The 20,933-nt window shown below is 53.4% G+C and carries 19 protein-coding genes and 1 riboswitch; of the genes, 15 read left to right on the top strand and 4 right to left on the bottom strand.

The features are described 5' to 3' along the window. Genes CIG75_RS02155 through CIG75_RS02165 form a run of 3 tightly spaced genes read left to right on the top strand, consistent with a single transcriptional unit; the run spans position 1 to position 3,083 of the window. Positions 1-1,368, top strand: coding sequence for an FAD-binding oxidoreductase (locus CIG75_RS02155; protein WP_094235153.1), 1,368 nt, complete (start codon positions 1-3; stop codon positions 1,366-1,368). Then, the gene (locus tag CIG75_RS02160; RefSeq protein WP_094235154.1) at positions 1,365-2,102 is read left to right on the top strand and encodes an SDR family oxidoreductase; all 738 of its coding nucleotides are present in this window, start codon (positions 1,365-1,367) and stop codon (positions 2,100-2,102) included. The genes CIG75_RS02155 and CIG75_RS02160 overlap by 4 nt, the downstream gene beginning before the upstream one ends. 12 nt (positions 2,103-2,114) lie before the next feature. Beyond that, the gene (locus CIG75_RS02165; RefSeq protein WP_094235155.1) at positions 2,115-3,083 is read left to right on the top strand and encodes a lysylphosphatidylglycerol synthase transmembrane domain-containing protein; all 969 of its coding nucleotides are present in this window, start codon (positions 2,115-2,117) and stop codon (positions 3,081-3,083) included. A gap of 130 nt (positions 3,084-3,213) precedes the next feature. On the opposite strand, the gene CIG75_RS02170 is transcribed toward CIG75_RS02165, so the two are convergent. Next, positions 3,214-3,411, bottom strand: a complete 198-nt coding sequence (locus tag CIG75_RS02170) for an aspartyl-phosphate phosphatase Spo0E family protein (protein WP_094235156.1) — start codon at positions 3,409-3,411, stop codon at positions 3,214-3,216. Positions 3,412-3,473: 62 nt separating this feature from the next. Next, positions 3,474-4,610, bottom strand: coding sequence for a polysaccharide pyruvyl transferase CsaB (csaB, locus tag CIG75_RS02175; protein WP_094235157.1), 1,137 nt, complete (start codon positions 4,608-4,610; stop codon positions 3,474-3,476). A 186-nt stretch (positions 4,611-4,796) separates the two neighbouring features. On the opposite strand from csaB, the gene CIG75_RS02180 reads away from it, so the two are divergent. The 6 genes from CIG75_RS02180 (at position 4,797) to metK (ending at position 10,073) form a co-directional block, all read left to right on the top strand. Further along, entirely contained in the window at positions 4,797-5,900 is a 1,104-nt protein-coding gene (locus CIG75_RS02180) for an LCP family protein (protein WP_094235158.1), read from the top strand. Next, positions 5,901-6,629: a WecB/TagA/CpsF family glycosyltransferase gene (locus CIG75_RS02185; protein ID WP_094235159.1), complete on the top strand. Its 729-nt coding sequence runs from the start codon at positions 5,901-5,903 to the stop codon at positions 6,627-6,629. Positions 6,630-6,717: 88 nt separating this feature from the next. Then, positions 6,718-7,221: a hypothetical protein gene (locus CIG75_RS02190; protein WP_094235160.1), complete on the top strand. Its 504-nt coding sequence runs from the start codon at positions 6,718-6,720 to the stop codon at positions 7,219-7,221. A 77-nt stretch (positions 7,222-7,298) separates the two neighbouring features. Beyond that, positions 7,299-8,231, top strand: a complete 933-nt coding sequence (locus CIG75_RS02195) for an LCP family protein (protein ID WP_094235161.1) — start codon at positions 7,299-7,301, stop codon at positions 8,229-8,231. A 109-nt stretch (positions 8,232-8,340) separates the two neighbouring features. Then, positions 8,341-8,592 carry an alpha/beta-type small acid-soluble spore protein gene (locus CIG75_RS02200; protein WP_094235162.1) on the top strand — a complete coding sequence of 84 codons (252 nt, stop codon included), beginning with the start codon at positions 8,341-8,343 and terminating at the stop codon, positions 8,590-8,592. 287 nt (positions 8,593-8,879) lie between these two features. Continuing rightward, on the top strand, positions 8,880-10,073 hold the full coding sequence (metK, locus tag CIG75_RS02205; protein ID WP_094235163.1) for a methionine adenosyltransferase: 1,194 nt from the start codon (positions 8,880-8,882) through the stop codon (positions 10,071-10,073). 318 nt (positions 10,074-10,391) lie between these two features. Here the strand turns inward: metK and CIG75_RS02210 are convergent, their stop codons facing one another. Together CIG75_RS02210 and CIG75_RS02215 are read right to left on the bottom strand one after the other, a co-directional pair. After that, positions 10,392-11,282 (bottom strand): YitT family protein, encoded by an 891-nt coding sequence (locus tag CIG75_RS02210; protein WP_094235164.1) that lies wholly within the window; start codon positions 11,280-11,282, stop codon positions 10,392-10,394. Between the two features lie 111 nt (positions 11,283-11,393). Next, the gene (locus tag CIG75_RS02215; RefSeq protein WP_094235165.1) at positions 11,394-12,635 is read right to left on the bottom strand and encodes a helix-turn-helix domain-containing protein; all 1,242 of its coding nucleotides are present in this window, start codon (positions 12,633-12,635) and stop codon (positions 11,394-11,396) included. Positions 12,636-13,102: 467 nt separating this feature from the next. Between CIG75_RS02215 and CIG75_RS02220 the strand changes: the two genes are divergently transcribed. From CIG75_RS02220 to CIG75_RS02245, 6 genes are all read left to right on the top strand, one after another. Next, a complete protein-coding gene (locus CIG75_RS02220; RefSeq protein WP_094235166.1) occupies positions 13,103-14,299 on the top strand; it encodes a sensor histidine kinase in 1,197 nt (398 codons plus the stop codon). Beyond that, complete coding sequence (locus CIG75_RS02225; RefSeq protein WP_172844383.1) at positions 14,262-14,954, top strand: response regulator; 693 nt, start codon at positions 14,262-14,264, stop codon at positions 14,952-14,954. The genes CIG75_RS02220 and CIG75_RS02225 overlap by 38 nt, the downstream gene beginning before the upstream one ends. A 66-nt stretch (positions 14,955-15,020) precedes the next feature. Continuing rightward, positions 15,021-15,461 (top strand): glycosyltransferase family 2 protein, encoded by a 441-nt coding sequence (locus tag CIG75_RS02230; RefSeq protein ID WP_094235168.1) that lies wholly within the window; start codon positions 15,021-15,023, stop codon positions 15,459-15,461. A 71-nt stretch (positions 15,462-15,532) separates the two neighbouring features. Beyond that, a riboswitch (cyclic di-GMP riboswitch) is annotated at positions 15,533-15,628 on the top strand. A gap of 485 nt (positions 15,629-16,113) precedes the next feature. After that, a complete protein-coding gene (locus CIG75_RS02235; protein WP_094235169.1) occupies positions 16,114-17,793 on the top strand; it encodes a methyl-accepting chemotaxis protein in 1,680 nt (559 codons plus the stop codon). A gap of 191 nt (positions 17,794-17,984) precedes the next feature. Then, positions 17,985-19,784, top strand: a complete 1,800-nt coding sequence (locus CIG75_RS02240) for a putative bifunctional diguanylate cyclase/phosphodiesterase (RefSeq protein WP_172844391.1) — start codon at positions 17,985-17,987, stop codon at positions 19,782-19,784. Positions 19,785-19,967: 183 nt separating this feature from the next. After that, the gene (locus CIG75_RS02245; RefSeq protein WP_094235171.1) at positions 19,968-20,858 is read left to right on the top strand and encodes a phosphate ABC transporter substrate-binding protein; all 891 of its coding nucleotides are present in this window, start codon (positions 19,968-19,970) and stop codon (positions 20,856-20,858) included. The last annotated feature ends 75 nt before the right edge of the window (positions 20,859-20,933 follow it).

Below are 20,933 nucleotides of genomic sequence, written 5' to 3' on the forward strand. Positions count from 1 at the left end.
ATGATCAAGCATAAAGAAAGCCTCATCGCCGGATGGGGCAACTACCCGGCCGAGGTCTGTAACGTGTACCGACCAGATCGCGTGCGGGACATTACGGAGTTGATCGCATCGGGTGCCCAGCCCCATTATATTTCGCGCGGGCTCGGTCGTTCCTACGGCGACACCGCGCTCAATCACGGGTCGGGCGTTCTGCTGCACACAGAGTTCGCCCGCTTTGTGCATTTTGACGAGCAGACGGGCATTTTGGAGTGCGAAGCCGGGGTGTCATTCGAAGAGATCATCGAGCATTTTCTGCCCCGCGGCTGGTTTTTGCCCGTCACGCCGGGCACCAAATTTGTCACGGTCGGCGGCGCGATCGCCAATGACGTGCACGGCAAGAACCACCATGTGGACGGGACCTTCTCCCAGCATGTGCTCGATTTCAAGCTGCTGCTCGCGTCAGGGGAGATCGTGCACTGCTCGCGGGAGGAACAGAGCGACCTGTTTTATGCCACCATCGGTGGCGTCGGTTTGACCGGAGTGATCCTGACCGCGCGTTTTCGGTTGATTCCAGTGGAGTCGGCCTATTTGGAAGTCGATTATCTCAAGGCGAAGAACCTGGATCACGCGTTTGAGCTGTTCGCACAAACTAACGAAAAGTACCAGTATTCGGTGGCGTGGATCGACTGCCTCTCCAAAGGCGACAACTTGGGCCGCTCGGTGTTGATGCTCGGCAACCACGCCCCGGCTTCGAAAGTGAAAACGGGCGGCGACCCGTTGCGGATCAAAAACAAGCCGAAGTTCAACGTGCCGTTCAACTTCCCGTCGTTTGTGCTGAATCGCTGGTCGATTCGAGCGTTCAACTTCGCTTATTACAACATTCATCAAAACGAAAAGAGTAAAATTGTCGATTATGACTCCTTCTTCTACCCGCTCGACAGCGTTCACAACTGGAATCGTGCGTATGGGAAAAAAGGATTTGTCCAGTACCAAGCGGTGTTTCCGCCGGAGACGAGCCGTCAAGGGCTGACCGAGATGTTGAAGCGGCTGAGCCAATCGGGACGCTCCTCCTTCCTCGCCGTGCTGAAAAGCTCCGGTGAGCAGAACGGTGGACTGCTTTCTTTCCCGTTCAAAGGCTACACGCTGGCGCTCGACATTCCGTTGCACGATGACGGGCTGTTCCCGTTCCTGCGCGAGTTAGACGAGCTGGTGGCCGCGCATGGGGGCCGCATCTATTTGGCGAAAGACTCGGAAGCGTCGCCCGCAACGTTCGCCAACATGTACCCCGATCTTGCCAAGTTTCAAGCGGTGAAAGCGGCAGTCGATCCGAACAACGTGTTCTCGTCCTCGCAGGCGCGGAGACTGGGGATTGTGGAGGAATCGCGATGAAAAACGTACTGATCTTAGGTGCCACTTCGGGCATCGCCAAAGCGCTGGCCTATCAGTTTGCCGGAAAAAAGCACAACCTGCTGCTCGCCGGGCGCGATGTGGAGGAAATGAAGCGGATCGCGCAAGACATCCACATCCGACACGGCGTCAAAGTGACGGTGCATCCGTTTGACGCACTCGACTATGACGGCCATGCCGACTTTTTCACCAACTGTCTGGAAACGGCGGGTGAAATCGACGGCATCGTGCTGGCGTACGGCTATCTCGGTGACCAGCGACGCGCCGAAAATGAATTTGCTGAAGCGCGGCGGGTGATCGAGACCAACTATCTGTCGGCCGTGTCGGTGCTGAACATCGCCGCCAATTATTTTGAATCGAAAAAGGACGGGTTTCTCTGTGTGCTCTCTTCGGTGGCTGGCGACCGCGGACGTCAGAGCAACTTCATGTACGGTTCGGCCAAAGGTGGCCTCTCGCTGTATCTCCAAGGGTTGCGCAACCGCCTGAGCAAATCGGGCGTACATGTGCTGACCGTCAAACCGGGCTTTGTGGACACCAAAATGACATTCGGGCAGTCTGGCATGTTTTTGGTCGCGAAGCCCGAACAGGTGGCGAAGGCGATCGACAAGATGATCCAAAAACGTGTGGATGTCGCCTATACGCCCTTTTTCTGGCGCTATATCATGCTGATTATCAAAAGTGTTCCGGAGCGCATCTTTAAGCGCCTGAGCCTGTAGGGTGGCGGGCAGATGAAAGTTTCACGTCAGGAATTGATCGCGGGGAAAGGGCAGAAGCTGATATCGCGGATCATCACCGGCATCATGGTTGGGGTGGTCGTCACGGTGCTCTTTTTCCTCTGGGGCGATGTGCGCGAGGTGAAAGATGTCATCTTTTCGATCTCGTGGTACACCTATGTGCTGGCCATCATGACCACGCTGGCTTCCTATTTTATACGATTTTTCAAATGGCAGTTCTTCTTAAAAGTGCTGAAGATCGAGGTGGCGTGGAAAGATTCGCTGAACATCCACTTCATCGGCCTCTCGATGTCGATCACGCCGGGGAAGTTGGGCGAGCTGTTGAAATCGTACCTGTTGAAGAACACGGCAGGGGTGGAGATGGCCCGGTCGGCACCGGCGGTGTTTGCCGACCGCTTGACCGACCTGTTTGCCATGCTCTGTCTGGTCGGGGTCGGGATTTCGCTGTTTGCTTTTGGCAAGCTGGCCTTTTTCATCGTGCTAGGGGGGCTTTTGGCCGTCACGCTGGTCTTGCAGTCGAAGCGGATCTCGCTTCAAGTGATCGAGTGGCTGGCGATGATTCCCGTCTTGACGAAGCACAAAGGCAGCATGCTGACGCTGTATGAAAGCACCTATGAGCTGTTGCGCTGGAAACCGTTGCTGTTTTCGACACTGCTCTCGGTGATCGCCTGGTTCATGGAGTGCATCTCGCTCTATGTGCTGATCGTCAATCTCGACTTGGGGCTGACGCTGACCCATGTGGTCTTCATCTTTTCGCTGGGCACGGTGGCTGGCGCTTTGTCGATGTTGCCAGGTGGACTGGGCATCGCGGAAGGCAGCATGACCGGGATGTTCATGTACTTTGGCCTCGTCAAAGGCACCGCCGTTTCGATCACGCTGCTGATTCGCCTCGTTACGTTGTGGCTCGGGGTGTTGATCGGGATCGCGATCTTCTTTGTGAAACGGAAAACTTATATGACCTAACAAGAAGGAGCCTGAGGAACGGGCTCCTTTTGCTATGCGCTGGCTACTTGGAAAAGGGTGATTCTATTTCACACTGACTACGCGCATCCTGTTGCGTAAAGAAAAAACCTCCGATGGCCTCGGAGGTCGTCTATTGATGGCTGAACGAATGGTCTTTTTGTGTCAGGACCGAACGTTTGAAATGCTGGTACTTGACGATGTACTTGTCTAGTTGCTGGCTGGCTTGGAGGACGATTGGATGAAGTAGATTCCCTTGGTGTCTCGACACAACGTCTTCCAATTGCTGCCGACAACGCTCAATTTCCTCTAAGTGGACTCGCATACGCATTAATCGTCCTTTCAATAAATGAGATATGCTTTTATTTTAGAACTTTCCAACGAAATTAACAACTAGATTTTTAGCGGTTGATTCTTCCGCTTGTCAAGCAACCCGACCGCCAGTTCGCCGCTAGTTTCTGCCTCTTGGCGAAGCGTTTCGACATGCGGTTGCATCATCACTTGGTAATGTTCCATGTTCTCGATACAGTCCAAGATGCGAGCGCGCAAGCTGTCATAGGTGACGCTGCTCACCGAGTCGATCTCATAGTCGTAGCCGACCCGCTGTACAAAGCGGTCGATCTTGGGGTCATAGGAAAGCGATACGAACGGCACGCCGCAATGGGCGGCCAGAATCAGCGAGTGCAAACGCATCCCGATGATCAGGTCGGTGTTGGCGATGACGTTGGCGATGTCGCGGAAGGAAAACTGGCGGTTGAGCAACACCGCACGTTCTTTCATATAAGAGAGCACGCGCTGCGAGGCACCGACATCCGAAGGATACTGCATCGGGATGAACACGACCTGCCAGCCGTCACGAACCAAGCTGTCCGCATTTTCTGCCAACACTTGATAATACGTATCATTCGACGGCCAGTTGCGGATGGCGATCCCCGCCACCTTTTTGATGCCGCCCAAATAGCGTGTTTTGACTCCGAATTCCTTTAGCATCTTCGCGCCCGCATCTTTTGAAAAAAGCTCGGGGTCGATCGCAAAGGCCGGGTCGGCCGTCACATAGATTTCCGGTTTGGTCACGCCATATTGCAGCAAATCTTGGCGGGACTTTTCGTCGCGCACAGTGATCAGGTTGACGTTGTTGACCACGCGGCGAATTAAATTTTCAGAAAAAGGCTTGGTGATCGGCCCGATCCCTTGTCCATAGAAGACGATCGGTTTGCCGAGGAACTGCGCAAGTTTACAAATCCCTAAGTAGTAGAGAATACTGCGACCGCCGGTGACGTCCTGCAACAGACTTCCGCCGCCCATGACCAGCATGTCGCACTTCAGCAACTCACGGATGATGACAGCGAAGTTCCAACGGTTTACCGCTTTGATGCCAAAAAGCGCCTCGGTGCGGTCGGGCTGATTGGAGAGCACGATGATCTCCGCGTCAGGCTGTCGTTTGCGGATGCTGGACATGATCCCGTACAAGACGGTATCGTCCCCTAAATTGTCAAATCCGTAGTAACCGGATACCAGAATGCGAGACATAGCTTTCACTTCCTAACTATTAAAACGTGCTGCAAAATCGAGATCTTGCACGCCTGAAAATACAGAACTAGTATAACAGCTTGCTATCTCGTTGGAAAGCACCTCTGGCAAATCCTGCAACGGCTAGACGGTCGCATTTTGTAACATCCTAGTCATGGAGACCAAATAAAAGGGGCCGTGACAGCGATGAACAAAATGAGTCCGAATCGGAAACGTTTCTGGGTGGCCAGCTGGGTCGTTCTCTCGCTCGTATGTATCGTCGCGCTGGGCGGACTCTACAAGTTTTACCGCGCCGCTGTGCAAATATACGATCCCGCACCCAAGGAGAACACAAGAGCGGCGAACGAAGCGCCACTTGATGCCAGTTCCCAGAGCTATCTGCACTACCTACAAGGCAAAGCGGACACCAGACCGCAAACTGCTTCTATAGAAGAAACGCAGAAGCCCGCAAACAAACGGGTGGAGCAGAAGTCCCTTTTTCCAAACCTCCTGCCAGCCCGACTGCAAGAGCTTCCGAACAAGCAATCGAAAAAAGTGGAGACCTTCTTGCTGCTGGGCGTCGATTCGCGGCGCAAAGGTGACCGAGCGCGCGCCGATACGATCATGCTGGTGACCGTACCCGAACTGGGCGGCGATGTGCACATGCTTTCGATCCCGCGAGATACGCATGTGCAGGTCGAGGGGCATGGCTACACGAAGATCAATCACGCGATGAGCTACGGCGGGGTGCCCCTGTTAAAGCGCACCGTGCAGAATTTTCTAGGTGTGCCTGTCGATCATACGGTGCTCGTCGATTTTGACGGCTTCCGCAAAGTGGTCGATCAGATCGGTGGACTTGAGTTGAAGGCGGAGAAAGCGATGGACTATGACGACCCGTCCGACGGCACTTCGATCCATCTGCAAGCGGGGCAAAAGCTGGCCACTGGCAAACTGGCGCTCGACTACGCCCGCTTTCGCCATGATGTGGAAGCTGATACCGGACGGATGCGCAGACAGCAACAGGTGATTCGTGCTATGATTCAACAAGGTGGCAAACCGGACAACTGGGGCCGCATGTTCAAACTGGCAGAGATCGCAGGCGAACATGTGAAGACGGACGTTCCGCCCCGCGAGTGGGTGCGCCTGGTGATGTCCTATGCCTACAACAAACCGGAACAGATCCAAACGCTGAAGATCGAAGGGGTCAATCGCATCTCGGACAGCGATCATCTCTGGTACTTTTTTGTAACCGACCAAGAGCGGCGGCGCTTGCGCAGCGTTTTGGAACAACTGAGGCGAGGGAATGCATAAATGGTCAACATTTTAGGAGTACCTTTTTCTACACTCTCATTTGAAGAGACTACCGCCGTATTAAAGACGGCGATGAATAACGGGGAATCGCCACGTCATATCATCACAGCCAATCCGGAGATCGTCATGATCGCGCAGGAAAATGAGACGGTGATGCGCCTGTTGCACGAGGCGGACATGGTGACCCCAGACGGCATCGGCGCAGTCTGGGCGTCGCAGTATTACGGAACGAAGCTCAAAGACCGCGTCACTGGCGCCGAGCTGTCTGAAGCCCTGATCGAACATGCGGCTGCACACGGCTTGGGCGTCTTTTTGCTGGGTGCGGCTCCCGAGTCGAACCGACTGGCGGTGGCCAATTTGCAAAGCAAATACAAGGGGCTGCGCGTCGCCGGACGCGATGGCTATTTTCAAGCGGAGGAAATGGCCGACGTGCTCCGCAGTGTGCAAGCGTTCGGCCCGTCCTTGTTGCTCGTAGGGCTTGGCATGCCGAGGCAGGAATTGTTCATCTCACAACACAAACAGGAACTCGGCGCGTCGGTGCAGATCGGCATCGGCGGGGTGATCGACATTTTTGCAGGGACGGTCAAGCGGGCGCCGAAACTGTGGCAAAACATGCGCTTGGAGTGGCTGTATCGACTGTTGTCGCAACCGAGCCGTTGGCGGAGACAGTTGGTTTTGCCGAAGTTTGTGATCACCGTTTTGACCGATAAAAAGCGCGGAAATCGCTAGAAATGGGACTATGGTATGGCAGGAAAAGGTATGTTTTTTGTCGAAGTGAGTCGCTAAAGATTGAGTAGTGGATGGAGGACTCGCAAAGATGAAAAGACGCATCGCCTTTTTTGGCACCATGGCTCTGACGCTCGCAGTTGGGGTGATGATCGGTCAGATCGGCAAGGCTGATTCCGGCTCAACACCCGGTTCTGCAGAGGACCCGATCGTCACGAAAAGCTATGTCGATTCGAAGATCGCAAGCCTTGGTTCCGGAGGTGGCAACCCAGGCGGCGGCACCCCAGGTGGAAATCCGGGTGGCAGCACGACTCCGATCTCAGGGGTCGATACGTTTAAGGTCATTCAATTGAAGACGGGCCAGACGCTGAAAGGCGGCGAAGGCACCGAGATCATCGTTCGTTCGGGAAGTGTGACGGCGATCGCTTCATCTTCGGGCGGTCTGTCTGACGTTTCCAACAGTGCAGACTTGGCGGAAGGTGCACAAGTGCCGGCCAATCACCTGATTCTCGTTCCGCGCGCTGACGGGCGTGGAATCAAAGCGGTGGCGAACGATCCGTACATCATGGTGCGCGGTACATACACCATTCAATAAAGCAGACCGAGGCACTGTGAGACGTTCGCAGTGCCTGTTTTGTCAGAAAGTGCAAAGGGTCAAAGGGGTTGTGTAGCATGGCCTATCAAGGCAAATCCTACAGCAAACAAGTAAAGGAACAGCCAAAGCCGAAAAAGAAGCTGCGCATCGGACGCTTCTTGCTGATCTTGACGGCGTTTTTGGTCGTGATGAGCCTGACTGGGCTCGCTGGGTATGGTTTCTTTTTAGAGCGCAAAGTGGTCGAACGGGCTAACGCAACGACTCCGTTGCCCGAAGACGGTCCGGTCAACGTGCTCTTGATCGGCGTGGACCGCGATCCCGATTCAACGGAAGAATTGCGGAAGCTCGGCATGAACACCGACACGCTGATCGTGGCGCATCTCGATCCGACGCAGAAGCAGGCGACTTTGCTCTCCATTCCGCGCGACACGCGGGTGCAGCTGCCGACGGGGATGGAGAAGATCAACGCCGCCTACGCGGTCGGCGGGATGGACCGCCTGAAGCAGACGGTGAAGGAGTTGACCGGACTTGGGATCGACCGCTATGTGATGATCGACTTTAAAGGCTTTGCACAGGCGATCGATGCGGTCGGGGGCGTGGAGTTTGAAGTGGACAAACCACTGTTCGATCCGGAAGGCACCGTCCAGCTACAGCCGGGCAAGCAGGTGTTGAACGGCAAACAGGCGCTGACAGCGGTGCGTTTCCGTCATGAGCAGATGGGTGACATCGCCCGCGTGGAACGCCAACAGCGATTTGTGGAAGCGTATCTGAGCAAAATTCAGAGCACGAGCGTGGTGGACTGGATGAACTCCCTGCGCAAGATGAGCGCATCGATGCGCACCGATATGTCGATCTCCGAGATGGGGCGACTGGCGACGACGCTGCAAGGAGAAGAGGCAAGTTTTGTGACACATACGGTGCCGGGCACGTTTCTCGAAGTGTATGGAATCTCCTATTGGAAGGCAGATCCGGAGAAGTTGAGAGAGATTGTCTCACAGATGAAAAACTAGAAGCGGTGACAACCTTTTGATAGGGTAGGCAAGCAAGGAAGGGTACAAAATAGACGTACCGGGCGAAATGCTAGATTCGCTCAACTCTTCCTTGGAGGTGCATGTTCCAATGGCACTTGGCAGTGGACGCAGAAACAAAAGGCAACTGATTCCGCAAGCTCACCAAGCGCTCGATGACATGAAGTACGAGATCGCGGCCGAAATGGGTCTGCCGGTGTACCAAGGCAGCGAAGACTATTGGGGCAACATCACAACCCGAGACGCCGGGGCGGTCGGCGGTCATATGGTTCGCAAGATGGTCGCATACTCGCAAGCGATGATGGCGGGGCAAGAACCGGGCGCGAACCACAACGAAAGTTAAGGATTTTCAATAAAATAGTTCCTTAAATGAAAGCTCCGGAGTGATCCGGAGCTAATTCATTGAATTCTAGGCGGTTTAATCGGAATGAAATCTTTGTGGTATATTCGGAAGTCATTGACACATACTATGAAATACAGTAAGATGTGCTTCATACTATGAAATACAGTAAGAAGTAACTTGTTTCATTGTAAGAAGTAACTTGTTTCATTGTCCCAATAAATATCCTACGAGATACCAGAGCATCCAATGCTTGGTGTCCCGAATACATAATGGGGAGGTACAGAAAAATGGCAAAGCGTTACCTGTTTACCTCGGAGTCTGTCACCGAGGGCCATCCGGATAAGATCTGCGACCAGATCTCCGACTCCGTGCTTGATGCGATCTTCGCGAAAGATCCGAATGCACGCGTAGCATGTGAAACGTCTGTCACCACCGGTCTCGTGCTCGTAGCGGGCGAGATCACCACGTCCACCTATGTGGACATTCCGAAAATCGTTCGTGAGACGATCCGTGAGATCGGCTACACCCGTGCGAAGTACGGCTTCGATGCGGAAACTTGTGCAGTTCTGACCTCGATCGACGAGCAGTCTGCAGACATCGCGGCTGGCGTTGACCAAGCGCTGGAAGCGCGCGAAGGTCAAATGACCGATGCGGAGATCGAAGCGATCGGCGCAGGCGACCAAGGTCTGATGTTCGGCTTCGCTGTAAACGAGACCGAAGAGCTGATGCCGCTGCCGATCTCGCTGGCGCACAAACTGTCGCGTCGCCTGACGGAAGTTCGCAAGAATGGCACTCTGCCGTATCTGCGCCCGGATGGCAAAACTCAGGTGACGGTGGAGTACGAAGGCGACAAGCCGGTACGCATCGACACGATCGTCATTTCGACGCAACATGCTGAAGAGATTACGCTTGAGCAGATCAAGAATGATCTGCATGAGCATGTGATCCTTCCGGTTCTGCCGACCGACCTGGCGCACGAATCGACCAAGTATTTCATCAACCCGACTGGCCGTTTCGTCATCGGCGGCCCGCAAGGTGACGCTGGTCTGACCGGCCGCAAGATCATCGTCGATACATACGGTGGTTACGCTCGCCATGGCGGCGGCGCGTTCTCCGGCAAAGATCCGACGAAAGTGGACCGCTCCGCAGCATATGCAGCTCGTTACGTGGCGAAGAACATCGTCGCAGCGGGTCTGGCAGACAAATGCGAAGTGCAACTGGCGTACGCGATCGGGGTTGCACGCCCTGTTTCCGTCATGGTGGATACGTTTGGCACTGGTAAAGTTGCAGATGAGAAGATCGTCGAACTGATTGAAGCGAACTTTGACCTGCGTCCGGCGGGTATCATCCGCGAGCTCGACCTGCGTCGTCCGATCTACCGTCAAACCGCAGCGTACGGTCACTTTGGCCGCACCGACATCGACCTCCCTTGGGAGCGCACCGATAAAGTAGACATTCTGCGCCAAGGCGCGGGCCTGTAATTTCATAAACAAAAGGCACGCTGTCACTTTGACAGCGTGCCATTTTTCTGAAGCAAAGCCGGATGCAATGCGCAAGCCATAGATCAAAGCGCGTGCAGGATTTGACGACAGCTTGGTGACGAGCGCACCGCGCTTACTGCTTATCCTCTGGGCGCTTTTTTCTGCGGGCGATGATTTTGCGCTCAACATGTTCGGGCAGGGATACAATGCCCGTGCCGTTGCAGCGGGTGCAGATGACTTGCATGGGAAGGGGCATCGGACTGGTGATTTTGCCCCTCCCTTTGCAGTTGCGGCAGGTCTTTCTCAAAGCAGAACCTCCTAGTGGATGTCTTTCTTTTTGAAACGACCGCCGCGGACTTCGGCGATGGAACCGATGGCGAGGAACGCTTGGTCGTCGATTTCTTCAACGATCAGCTTTAATTTCGCTTCCTCAAGACGTGTCACGACACAGAAGATGACTTTTTTATCATCCCCCGTGTAACCGCCTTCACCGTTGAGATAGGTGACACCACGGCCCAGACGAGCTTGCAGCACATTGCCGATCTCACGGTGACGGTCGGAGATGATCCAGACCGACTTGGACTCTTGGAACCCTTCGATCGTCAGGTCGATCATCTTAAAGGCAATGTAGTAGGCGATCAGCGAGTACATCGCATGATCCCAACCAAACACAAAACCAGCACTGGCCAGGATGAAGAAGTTCATGAACATGACGATCTCACCGACAGAAAATGGCGTCTTTTTGTTAAACAAGATCGCCACAATCTCCGTGCCGTCCAGCGACCCGCCATAGCGGATGACCATCCCCACGCCAATCCCGAGGATAATCCCGCCAAACACGGATGCCAACAGCGGGTCGGTCGTCAGCTCACTCACATTATGCAGAAGCGACGTGCCGATCGACATGACAAGAACACCAAGCAAAGTTGAAAGAGCGAACGTTTTCCCGATCTGTTTATACCCGATGATCAAAAATGGTAAGTTTAAGACCAACAAAAACAGACCGATGCTGAGACCTGACAGGTGTGACGCAATGATCGAAAGACCGACAATACCGCCGTCGATGATCCGATTGGGCACCAAAAAGATTTCCAAGCCAACCGACACCAGCGAAGCCCCTAAGATAATAAAGAACACGCGTTTTAGGATCTTCGCCAGCGACGGTTTAGCATGGCTGACAGGTTGGAAGTTCACTTGTAAGTTATCCATCTCCCCAACTCCCTTATTAAGTTTTGTATAGTTCTAAGTATACCACACTTCTTTAGTCGGATTAAAAAAAGCCGAGAAATTTTCTCGGCTTTTTTTTTGGAATCTGTATGATTATGCAGTAATCAGTGCTTCATAAGAGGTTTGTTGGCATTGTTCCCAATCTTGATACAGCGAGACGGAGATGTTCATCGCTTCCATCATCCCAACCGAATGTCCGTGCTTTTGGTACAGGTTGAGCGAGAGCGACAGGTGCTGAATCGCATCTTTCACTTCCCGTTTCGAGCGATACAGATCGGCCAGCAAGCGATGGCCCCGCGCCAGTTCTAAGTCGTTGGCGGTGAGCAGGGGCAGCGAGTCACGAACCATGCTGATCGCCATATCGACCTCGCCTGCCAACTGCAACACATAAGCGGTCTCCAACTGAGTCAAGCCGATGTTGTAGCGATCCTCCTGCTTCATATAATGTTCGATGCACTCATCAAAAATCTGCAGCGCCTCGTCGACCCGTCCATGTTGCTTGGCAAGCAAGACGGCGAGTGAACGTTTCACATCGGTCGCAAGGTCCAGATGGTTCAAGCTTCTGAAGATCGCATGCGCACGCTCGGAGCACACCGCCGCCTGATCGAAGTTTTGCGAATCGAGATAGGACAGGGACAAGGTGAGGAACATCTGTCCGAGATCTTCCAGTGATACGTGCTCCCTGCGCTCTTCGAACGCCATTTGCAAATATTGCACCGCTTCGTCATAACAGCCCAGGCGGTGATACGTATTGCCAATCGAAGTTAACAGATGCGCGCGGTCGAACGGATCAACTTCCACGCGGTCGAGCAGATCGTACGCTTTTTTCCAATGATAGAGGGCTAATTGATACTGTGCGGAATGCTCAGCCACTTCACCGAGGCGCAGATAGACGGTGAACGTTTGCGCAAGGTCGCCGTGCGCTTGGGACAACCGTTCATCGAGCAAATCGATCGCTTCCTCATAGCGGCCTAATTCCTGGCAGCATTTTGCCAAGGTCATGTGAAATTCTTCCGCTTCCCCTTGCCCAAAATCCTGCATGCTCTTGAGTAATGTATACGCTTTCGCAAACGATCCAGCTGCGATCAGCGCTTTTGCGAGTGTGAAAGAAGAACGCTGACGGATGTTGGTCTCCGTATCGGATACAAAGTATTCGATCGGTTTGTCGAGGCGGTCGGCCAGTGCGGCCAACACTTTATAAGAAGGGAAAGCTTTGCCATTTTCAATCTGACAGATCATGCTCGACGTGACAATGCCGCGCGCCAGATCGTTTTGCGTCAAATCGGATTCCTTGCGTGCTTTCTTTATCCGTTCTCCTAGTGAGGAGTTATTCATCGAGGTATCCTCCCTTAATTCAAATTAGCACGAGTAAGAACTTTATATTTATCGTAACAATATGATAATTTATAATCAAAACGAACAGTCCTACCCCTTAGCGGGTGGGGCTTCTCGCGCTAGGATTCGCATTTGTTTTCTTCCATTTTGATAGTCATTTTACGATATTAGAGAAAAATTAGTAGGAATTTGTCGAAACCTACAGCCAAAAATACGGATGAAGTCGATTGAATATTCCTCAAATTGATTTTGTGTGATTTTTTCATTTCTCCCCCAGAAAAATAGACCGAACTTCGTAAGCTATGATATATCACCCTTACCCCATTGCACTGGGGGCGCAGTCCTACCCAACTGCGCCCCCTTTTCTATATCTATCGACAAAATATCTGCCGTGCAGGAAAATAAGTATGTGCATGGAATTTATAAAAGATCACCTAATGAGTATGTAAGTTCAGGGGGTTGTCTCGTTGACGAATGATATCGACAGCAAAATTCTCGATCAAGCGATTCAGGGAGCTCTGCTGGCGATCGAGGAAGGGAAGCATCAGGTCTTTGAGATCGCAGAGAGCGCACGTAAGGAGTACGAAATGCTACGTGATGAATCGGCGATCGTGCAAAGACAAGTGCACGAGACAATACAGGAGGTTGACCGCTTGGAGGGGAGTTACCGCCATGCCCGCCGCAAACTGGTGGAGGTCAGCCAGGACTTTGGAAAATATACAGAATCGGCGTTCAAAGCTTCCTATGATGACGCACATGTCTTGCAAGCACAGTTGCTCGTCACCCGTGAACGGGAAGAGGCTTTGCGCATCCGCCGCGACGATCTTGAGCGCAGGTTGCGCATTTTAGAAGCGACCATCGCCAAAGCGGAAAGCCTTGTCACGCAGCTTTCCATCGCGTTTTCCTACCTGTCGGGCGATCTGCAAAACATCGGCGACGCTCTAAAGAGCGCCGAACAGCGACAGTATCTCGGTATGCGCGTGATCCAAGCGCAGGAAGAGGAGCGCAAGCGCGTGGCAAGGGAGATTCACGACGGCCCCGCACAGATGATGGCCAACGTGGTGCTGCGAGCTGAAATTTGTGAGCGGATGCTCGACCGCCATGTGGACAAGGTGCGCGGGGAATTGCGCGAATTAAAAGAGATGGTGCGAGCGTCCTTGTCGGAGGTGCGCCAGATCATTTTCGATCTTCGCCCGATGGCGTTGGATGATTTGGGCCTCGTCCCTACGTTGCGCCGCTACCTCGCCGATTTTCAGGACAAGCATAAGGTGATCACAGAATTGAAAGTATTCGGGCGCGAGCGCCGGTTGCACACTTCTTTGGAAGTAGCCGTGTTCAGGTCGGTGCAAGAAGCGCTAAACAACATTTCCAAACATGCACGAGCTCATGTAACCAACGTAAAATTGGAGATTTCTGAGAAACAAATCATCGTCCATATAGAAGATGACGGCGTCGGATTTTCGGTCGAGGAGACGCTGCAAAGCCGGGTGGAAGGCCATTTTGGTCTGCTGGGCATTCGGGAGCGCATTCAATTGCTCGATGGAAAAGTGGAGATTAAATCCTTCCCGTTTAAAGGTACCGCGTACACATCACGCTACCGATCACAGAATAAGGGAGGCGATCGCTTTGGAGCAAGAAAAGATCAAATTATTTTTGGCAGATGACCACACGCTGTTTCGCCAAGGGCTTCGACGGATTTTCGAATTGGAAGACGACATAGAAATTGTAGGTGAATGTAGTGACGGTGAAGCGGCAGTAAACCTTGTGCTCGACATCAATCCGCAAGTGGTGCTGATGGACATCAACATGCCCAAGCGCACCGGAGTGGAGGCGACTCGACTGATCAAGGAGGCCAATTCTGATGTCCGCATCCTGATCTTGTCGATCCATGATGATGAAGCTTACATCTTCGAGACGGTTCGCGCTGGTGCGAACGGTTATCTGCTCAAAGACGTTGAATCGGACGTGCTGGTCGAAGCGGTGCGCCAAGTGGCGAGCGGCTCTTCATTCATCCACCCGCAGGTGACCACCAAGCTGCTCGATGAGTTTAAGCGTTTGTCCAATCAGGTGTACGACGGTGATTTCGAACAGGGTGAACAGGGATTGTCGTACGAATGGCAAGAGATTTTGACCCAGCGCGAGATGGAGATTTTGAAGTTGATGGCGGAGGGCAAGAGCAACCGCACGATCGGTGAGTCGCTGTTCATCTCGGAGAAGACGGTCAAAAATCACGTGTCTTCCATCCTCGGCAAACTGTCGGTAGATGACCGCACCCAAGCGGTGATCACCGCGGCCAAGCGCAGTTGGGTGAAATTATAAGAAAAAGCACGTGGGCGAATGGAGCGGCATATATTGACACTACAACCCTGCGAGGAGGTGTCAAGAGTGCTCGCTCTATTCATTTGGGGATTTGCGTTGTATGGCCTGTTTGTTGCGCTGTGGAAGATTGTGCGATTTTGGGTGCAGAAAAATCGGCGGGGAGTGCCGGTGACCGCAATCCTGGTGGTGGCAGAGGGGGCCTCTTACATCGAAGGAATCCTGCGAACGCTGACCACTGCGGAGCCATTTTGCGGACGGGAGCTCGATCTTGTCGTCGTCGATTGCGGATCGCGTGACGAGACGGTGAAGATCGTCGAATCGATCGCCAACAAGCGCGGCACGATCAGCTTGGTTCGGGTGGGAAGGGAAGACCCGACGCATGAGCTGGCTGCCTTGATCGGAAACAAGGGGCGCAGCGTGCAGTGCGTGTTCGACCTGCGGAGCAAAGTGTCGCCTCTGGAAGTGGTGCCTACATTGGCCGCTTTCTGGAGCGATGAAACGGTTTAATATAAAATAGGTCTGCGGACCTATGTACTTACAGCGTTGTCAGACTATATAATAAAGCCATAAGATGAGTCAATCAATAAAGGCAAACCCGCTGAAAGGCGGGGACGCAAAGCCATGGGTCTACAGTCAGCTCTCCCTAAGCTGACCATGATTGCCAGGTTGCTGATTGATACGGTCGCGAACTGTCACCCCACAGTTTGCAAAGTATCCGCCTCGGCAACCCACCGAAGGTGGATTTTTTTATCAGCAGTGACTCATCGGGTAGCATAACTCATTTACCCTTTTTGTAATCCCCCTACCCCCCACACAAAGAACCCCCTTACGAGTCCCCAACTCGTAAGGGGGTTCTTTGCATTTCCCGTCTACCCGTCTATTTTCACTCATGACTTGTTCCAAGCATTCTGCGCAAAAAATGACTCCTTCCAAGAATCGGAAGGAGCCGATTTTAGAAAAGAAGGAGGTCATGTCATGAAAAAGTCACTCGCAACACTGGTGATGTCGTCCGTACTTTAGTATATGCAGACAGCCGTATTTGATGCGGGTTGTTCTAAAGAAATCTTTTACGCATTTTACAAAAGCTTCATCCTCCCGACATGTTGTTCTGCGATACTGAACGTGAAGAAGTTGTGAGCTGACGGGGGAGGGCAACAACATGATAAAGAAACAGGGAAGCAAGGGTGTTTCCGTCCAAACAAGACTCACGTTGTTTGTGTCGGCACTCTTGCTTCTTGTCGTTTTAGCCATGGGGGCCACGGTGTACTATGTGCTGGAACAGGACCTCAAACGGGGGGCCGATTTTCAGTTGCAAGGCCATGCGACACAGACGGCGAAACAGCTGGGTATTCTGTTGCAGACCACCGACTCCCGCATGTTTGAGCGGGAAGCGGTCTATGTGGTAGAAAATGCGGTGCGCTCATTTGAGCAGATCGGCTGGCAGGTGTCGGCCACGCTGTTGCGAGCAGATGGCGAAGCGGCTTTGCAGCGCGAGGGAGCCCTGCAGATCGATCAGAATCTAAAAGCACAGATGATACGAGAAAAATCGGGCCTGCTCCACAGCGCCGAAACGGGGGAAGCTCGTACATATGCGTTCGCATTCGTGCCGGAGCGCAATCTCGTCTATGTCGCAGCGGTGGCAGATCGTGAGATATTTGCCTCGCTTGCCGAACTTCGGCAGCTCACGTTGTTGCTGGTGATCGCAGCGCTGGTGATCGGAAACGTCGGGATCTGGTTTTACACGCGAAAGATTCAAACCTCGCTCTTGGCGATCCGCAACTTGATGCGGGAAGTGGCCGCTGGCAATTTGCAAAACCGCTACGGAGAACGCGATGACTATCGGGAACTCAAGGACTTGGGGCGAGCTGTGGACAGCATGATCGACAACTTGCGGCGCTTGATCGGGCAGGTTGGAGCGATCGCGGGCAGTGTGGCCGCTTCCGCTCAAGCGTTGTCAGACCATGCGGAAGAGACGTCCACAGGCATTCGGCAAGTGGCGGCGACGATTCAGGAAGTGGCTGGAGGTGCGGAGTCACAGGCGCTATCAGCACTGGAGGCGGCCGATGCTGTGGAAGCGATGGCAGGAGAGGCCGCTCGCATCGTCAAACGCTCGATCGGCGTCGCTGATGAATCGGAGCAAACGGCCCACGAAGCACAGCAAGGCAATCTGGCGATCGGACAGTCGATCACGCAGATGAACCACATCAATCGGACGGCCGAACAGACGGCTCTGGCGGTGCAAGCGCTCGAGCGGCGTTCGGCGGAGGTCGGCAAGATCGTGGAAGTGATCACCGGAATTGCCGCCCAGACCAATCTGTTAGCGCTCAACGCCTCGATCGAAGCGGCGCGGGCCGGGGAGCATGGCAAAGGGTTTGCTGTGGTCGCGGAGGAGGTCGCGAAGCTGGCTATGCAGTCTCAAATGTCTGCGCGGCAGATCGCCCAGCTGATCTATGAGATGCAGGAGGAGACGCAGCGCGTGGTGCAGGCGATGAGTGCGGGCAGCGCGGAAGTCGAAGCGGGGATCGTGCTGGCCGACCGAGCGGGCGACACGTTCCAGCGCATTTTGCGGGCGGCAGAGCATGTTGCAACCCAAGTGCAAACGATCACGGCCGCCTCGCGCGCGATGTCGTTGCGCTCCGAGCAAGTGGCAGCCGGAGTTGAGGTGATGAAAGGGATTTCGCAAGATTCGGCCGCAGCTGCACAGAGCTGTGCGGCCGCTTCGGTGACGCAGCTCGTGTCGATGGAGGAAGTATCCGCGTCCGCCGACCGACTGCGAAAGATGGCAGACCAACTGAACGGTGCAATCATGCAATTTCAGGTCCGGGCAGAAGCGAAATAAGCTTCTGTCCGCTTTTTTTGCGCTCATATTTGATAGAAAAATTACTATTATTAACGTTCTGTAAAAGCTGGTCTAGCGTTCTCTCGGATTTTTTACTATAATGGTAGGGTGTAAGACTAAGTAGACAATATAGTAATTGTACTTTGACGCGTAAAGCATTTTGTAAAGGCATGGGGGCGGGAGGTGGCCAGGTGTTTCGAAAACAAGCAGGGGTTCGTCGGACGATGATGCGCATCGGAGCCGGGGCTACACTCTCTTTTGGGTTATTGTTTGCAGGGGTGTCCCTGCTGGAATTGGCACGCGCCGGAGTGTTGTTTGGCTGGTCTTGGGGGACGCAGCCAAATCAGGAAGTGATCTTGTTGCGCGTGATGATGATCAACGCGCTGCTGTTGACGTTGTTGATGATTCGCAATCTCGTGATCGATTTTGATGTGGTGACCGAACGGTTGCGAAAGAAATTGAATATAGTTAATGGATTTATCTTATCGATTTCGATTGTCGCACTTCTATTGAATTATTTTGAAGGGCCGCTCGTCACGCAACTCGAAACGGCGATCAGTTTGGTCAGCATTTTCTGTGCGGGCTTGACCGTGTACCTGTTCCACCTGTTGGTGCAGGTCTTTCGCAATGTGCGGGATCGACTGTCGCATGAACAGGAGTTGTCCGGAAAGCTGTATCATCAGTTGACCACCGACCGCCTGACCGGAATCCCAGGGCGGATGCTGTTTCAGGAGCATTTGGCGGCTTCGATCGCAACCGCTCAGAAGACGGGTGTCAGCGGTGCGGTTCTGTTTTTTGATCTAGATGATTTCAAGATGTTTAACGACTCGCTCGGACATGATTTTGGCGACCAGGTGTTGTTGGCCGTGACCGATCGCATCTTGCAGCACTCGACCGAGGGGATGCGTCTGTATCGGCTGGGCGGTGATGAATTTGTGATCCTTTTGGAGGGTCTACAAGGTGAAGAGGAAGCGACGCAAGTGGCGGAGCGGGTATTTGCCGCGATGAAGGAGAAGCTGAGCTTAGACGGTCAGGACCTGTTCATCAATTTATCGCTTGGCATCTCGCGGTTTCCGGAAGACGGGTCGGACGCACAGACCCTGTATCGCAATGCGGAGATGGCGATGTATCACGCCAAAAGCATCGGGCGCAATAACTACCAGCTCTTCGAGTCGGCGATGAACAAGCGTGCGGCGGAGCGTTTGCTTTTGGCGGGCGATCTGCGTCGTGCGCTGGAGCGGGACGAATTTTTCCTCGCCTACCAGCCTCAGGTCTGTCTGACGTCTGGGCGGATCACCGGCATGGAAGCGCTGATCCGCTGGCAACATCCGGAGCGCGGTTTTGTTTCGCCGGGCGAATTCATTCCGCTGGCGGAGGAGACGAAGCTGATCATCCCGATCGGCGAATGGGTGTTGTACACCGCTTGCCGCCAGAACAAAGCATGGCAGGATGCCGGGTTTACGCCGGTCTGCGTGTCGGTCAACCTGTCCGCTTTCCAGTTTGGACAGCCGAATCTGGTGGCGATGATCAAGAAGGTGCTGGAGGAGACTGGGCTTGAGCCGCAGTATCTCAATCTGGAGATCACGGAGAGCATCACGATGAACAACGTCGAGCGGGCGATCAACACGATGCACGAGATCAACGATCTTGGCATCGGCATTTCGATCGACGACTTTGGCACCGGGTATTCGTCGCTCAATTATTTGAAGAAATTCCCGATCCAAACGCTCAAGATCGACCAGTCTTTCGTCCGCGACATGACCGAAGAGCACCAAGATGTGGCGATTCCTACGGCGATCATCGCGATGGCCCACTCGCTCAACCTGAAAGTGATCGCCGAAGGGGTGGAGACAGAAGTCCAGCAGCAGATGCTTCGCGAACGCGGCTGTGACGAGATGCAAGGGTATCTGATCTCCAGACCGTTGCCGGCGCTCGAGTTTGAAAAGCTGTTTCACAGCCTGCCCGGGCAGGAGCAACTGTTGGCCAATTAAAAAGAGAGTCAAGCGCTTTGTCCCAAACAGGGACAAGGCGCTTTTTTTATTCCCACGAGAACCAAAAGAAATTTACAAACCTTTTACGCGGTGTCCGAATTAGATTTACGCGAGGCTGGTACGATAAGAACTGTAAGCAATGACAAAGATAAAAAACTTCGAATTCCTAAGGGGGATTTTCAAGTGTTTGCAACTGTGTCGAAAAAAACACTCTCGCTCGGTCTGATCGCGACAATGACAGCTGGGTTGTTGGTAGGATGCGGTACCAAGGAAGAAAGCCAACCGAAAAGCGGTGGCGATTCGAACGCTCCGAAACAAGAGGAACTCACCGGGAAAATCACTGCATCCGGTTCTTCGGCACTGCTGCCGCTGGTGAAGCACGCAGCCGCTAAGTTCCAAGATAAACACCAAGGCGTCACCGTTGACGTTGCGGCAGGTGGATCGGGTACTGGCTTGAAGCAAGTGGCAGAGGGCGCTGTAAATATTGGGAACTCCGACGTGGAAGCTGGCGATGAATATAAAGATAAAGGTTTGGTCGATCATCAAGTAGCAGTTGCTCCGTTCGTATTGGTTACCAACAAAGACGTGTCGGTAGAAGATATCAGCTCCGAACAAGCTGCGAAAATCCTGACCGGCGAAGTGACGAACTGGAAAGATGTCGGTGGCAAGGATCAAAAGATCACGATCATCGGTCGTGCCGAATCTTCCGGCTCGCGCAAGTACATCAAGAGCGCGCTGCTTCCGAAAGACAAGGACTTCGCGAAAGACGCAGTGGTTCAAGACTCCACTGGCGCGCTGAAAACTTCGGTTGAGCAAACTAGCGGTTCGATCGGCTACATGGACGCTCCGTACGCAGATGACAAAATCAAAATTCTGAAGTTGGACGGCGTGGCTTACTCGCCGGAAAACATCTCCAATGGCTCTTGGAAGCTGTTCTCGATCGAGCATATGTACACCAAAGGCACTCCGGACAAAGTGAGCCAAGCTTTCCTTGACTACATCATGTCTGCTGACTTCCAAAACAATGAAGTGGAAGCACTGAAATTTATTCCGATCAACAAAATCAAGAAATAACAAACACCCGGTACGATCAGGGGGAGGGACGACGCGCAGGCATCGTCCCTGCCCTTACGTTTTGAACCAATTGTA

The organism is Tumebacillus algifaecis (assembly GCF_002243515.1).
In the GTDB taxonomy this organism is placed as follows: Bacteria; Bacillota; Bacilli; order Tumebacillales; family Tumebacillaceae; genus Tumebacillus_A; species Tumebacillus_A algifaecis.

What these genes read in the sequence shown, in the direction of transcription:
- CIG75_RS02235 (WP_094235169.1), top strand. Translation starts at nt 16,114, where the DNA reads ATGATAAAGAAACAGGGAAGCAAGGGTGTTTCCGTCCAAACAAGACTC.
- CIG75_RS02165 (WP_094235155.1), top strand. Translation starts at nt 2,115, where the DNA reads ATGAAAGTTTCACGTCAGGAATTGATCGCGGGGAAAGGGCAGAAGCTG.
- csaB (WP_094235157.1), bottom strand. Translation starts at nt 4,610, where the DNA reads ATGTCTCGCATTCTGGTATCCGGTTACTACGGATTTGACAATTTAGGG.
- CIG75_RS02170 (WP_094235156.1), bottom strand. Translation starts at nt 3,411, where the DNA reads ATGCGTATGCGAGTCCACTTAGAGGAAATTGAGCGTTGTCGGCAGCAA.
- CIG75_RS02185 (WP_094235159.1), top strand. Translation starts at nt 5,901, where the DNA reads ATGGTCAACATTTTAGGAGTACCTTTTTCTACACTCTCATTTGAAGAG.
- CIG75_RS02210 (WP_094235164.1), bottom strand. Translation starts at nt 11,282, where the DNA reads ATGGATAACTTACAAGTGAACTTCCAACCTGTCAGCCATGCTAAACCG.
- CIG75_RS02190 (WP_094235160.1), top strand. Translation starts at nt 6,718, where the DNA reads ATGAAAAGACGCATCGCCTTTTTTGGCACCATGGCTCTGACGCTCGCA.
- CIG75_RS02195 (WP_094235161.1), top strand. Translation starts at nt 7,299, where the DNA reads ATGGCCTATCAAGGCAAATCCTACAGCAAACAAGTAAAGGAACAGCCA.
- CIG75_RS02155 (WP_094235153.1), top strand. Translation starts at nt 1, where the DNA reads ATGATCAAGCATAAAGAAAGCCTCATCGCCGGATGGGGCAACTACCCG.
- CIG75_RS02200 (WP_094235162.1), top strand. Translation starts at nt 8,341, where the DNA reads ATGGCACTTGGCAGTGGACGCAGAAACAAAAGGCAACTGATTCCGCAA.
- CIG75_RS02180 (WP_094235158.1), top strand. Translation starts at nt 4,797, where the DNA reads ATGAACAAAATGAGTCCGAATCGGAAACGTTTCTGGGTGGCCAGCTGG.
- CIG75_RS02160 (WP_094235154.1), top strand. Translation starts at nt 1,365, where the DNA reads ATGAAAAACGTACTGATCTTAGGTGCCACTTCGGGCATCGCCAAAGCG.
- metK (WP_094235163.1), top strand. Translation starts at nt 8,880, where the DNA reads ATGGCAAAGCGTTACCTGTTTACCTCGGAGTCTGTCACCGAGGGCCAT.
- CIG75_RS02215 (WP_094235165.1), bottom strand. Translation starts at nt 12,635, where the DNA reads ATGAATAACTCCTCACTAGGAGAACGGATAAAGAAAGCACGCAAGGAA.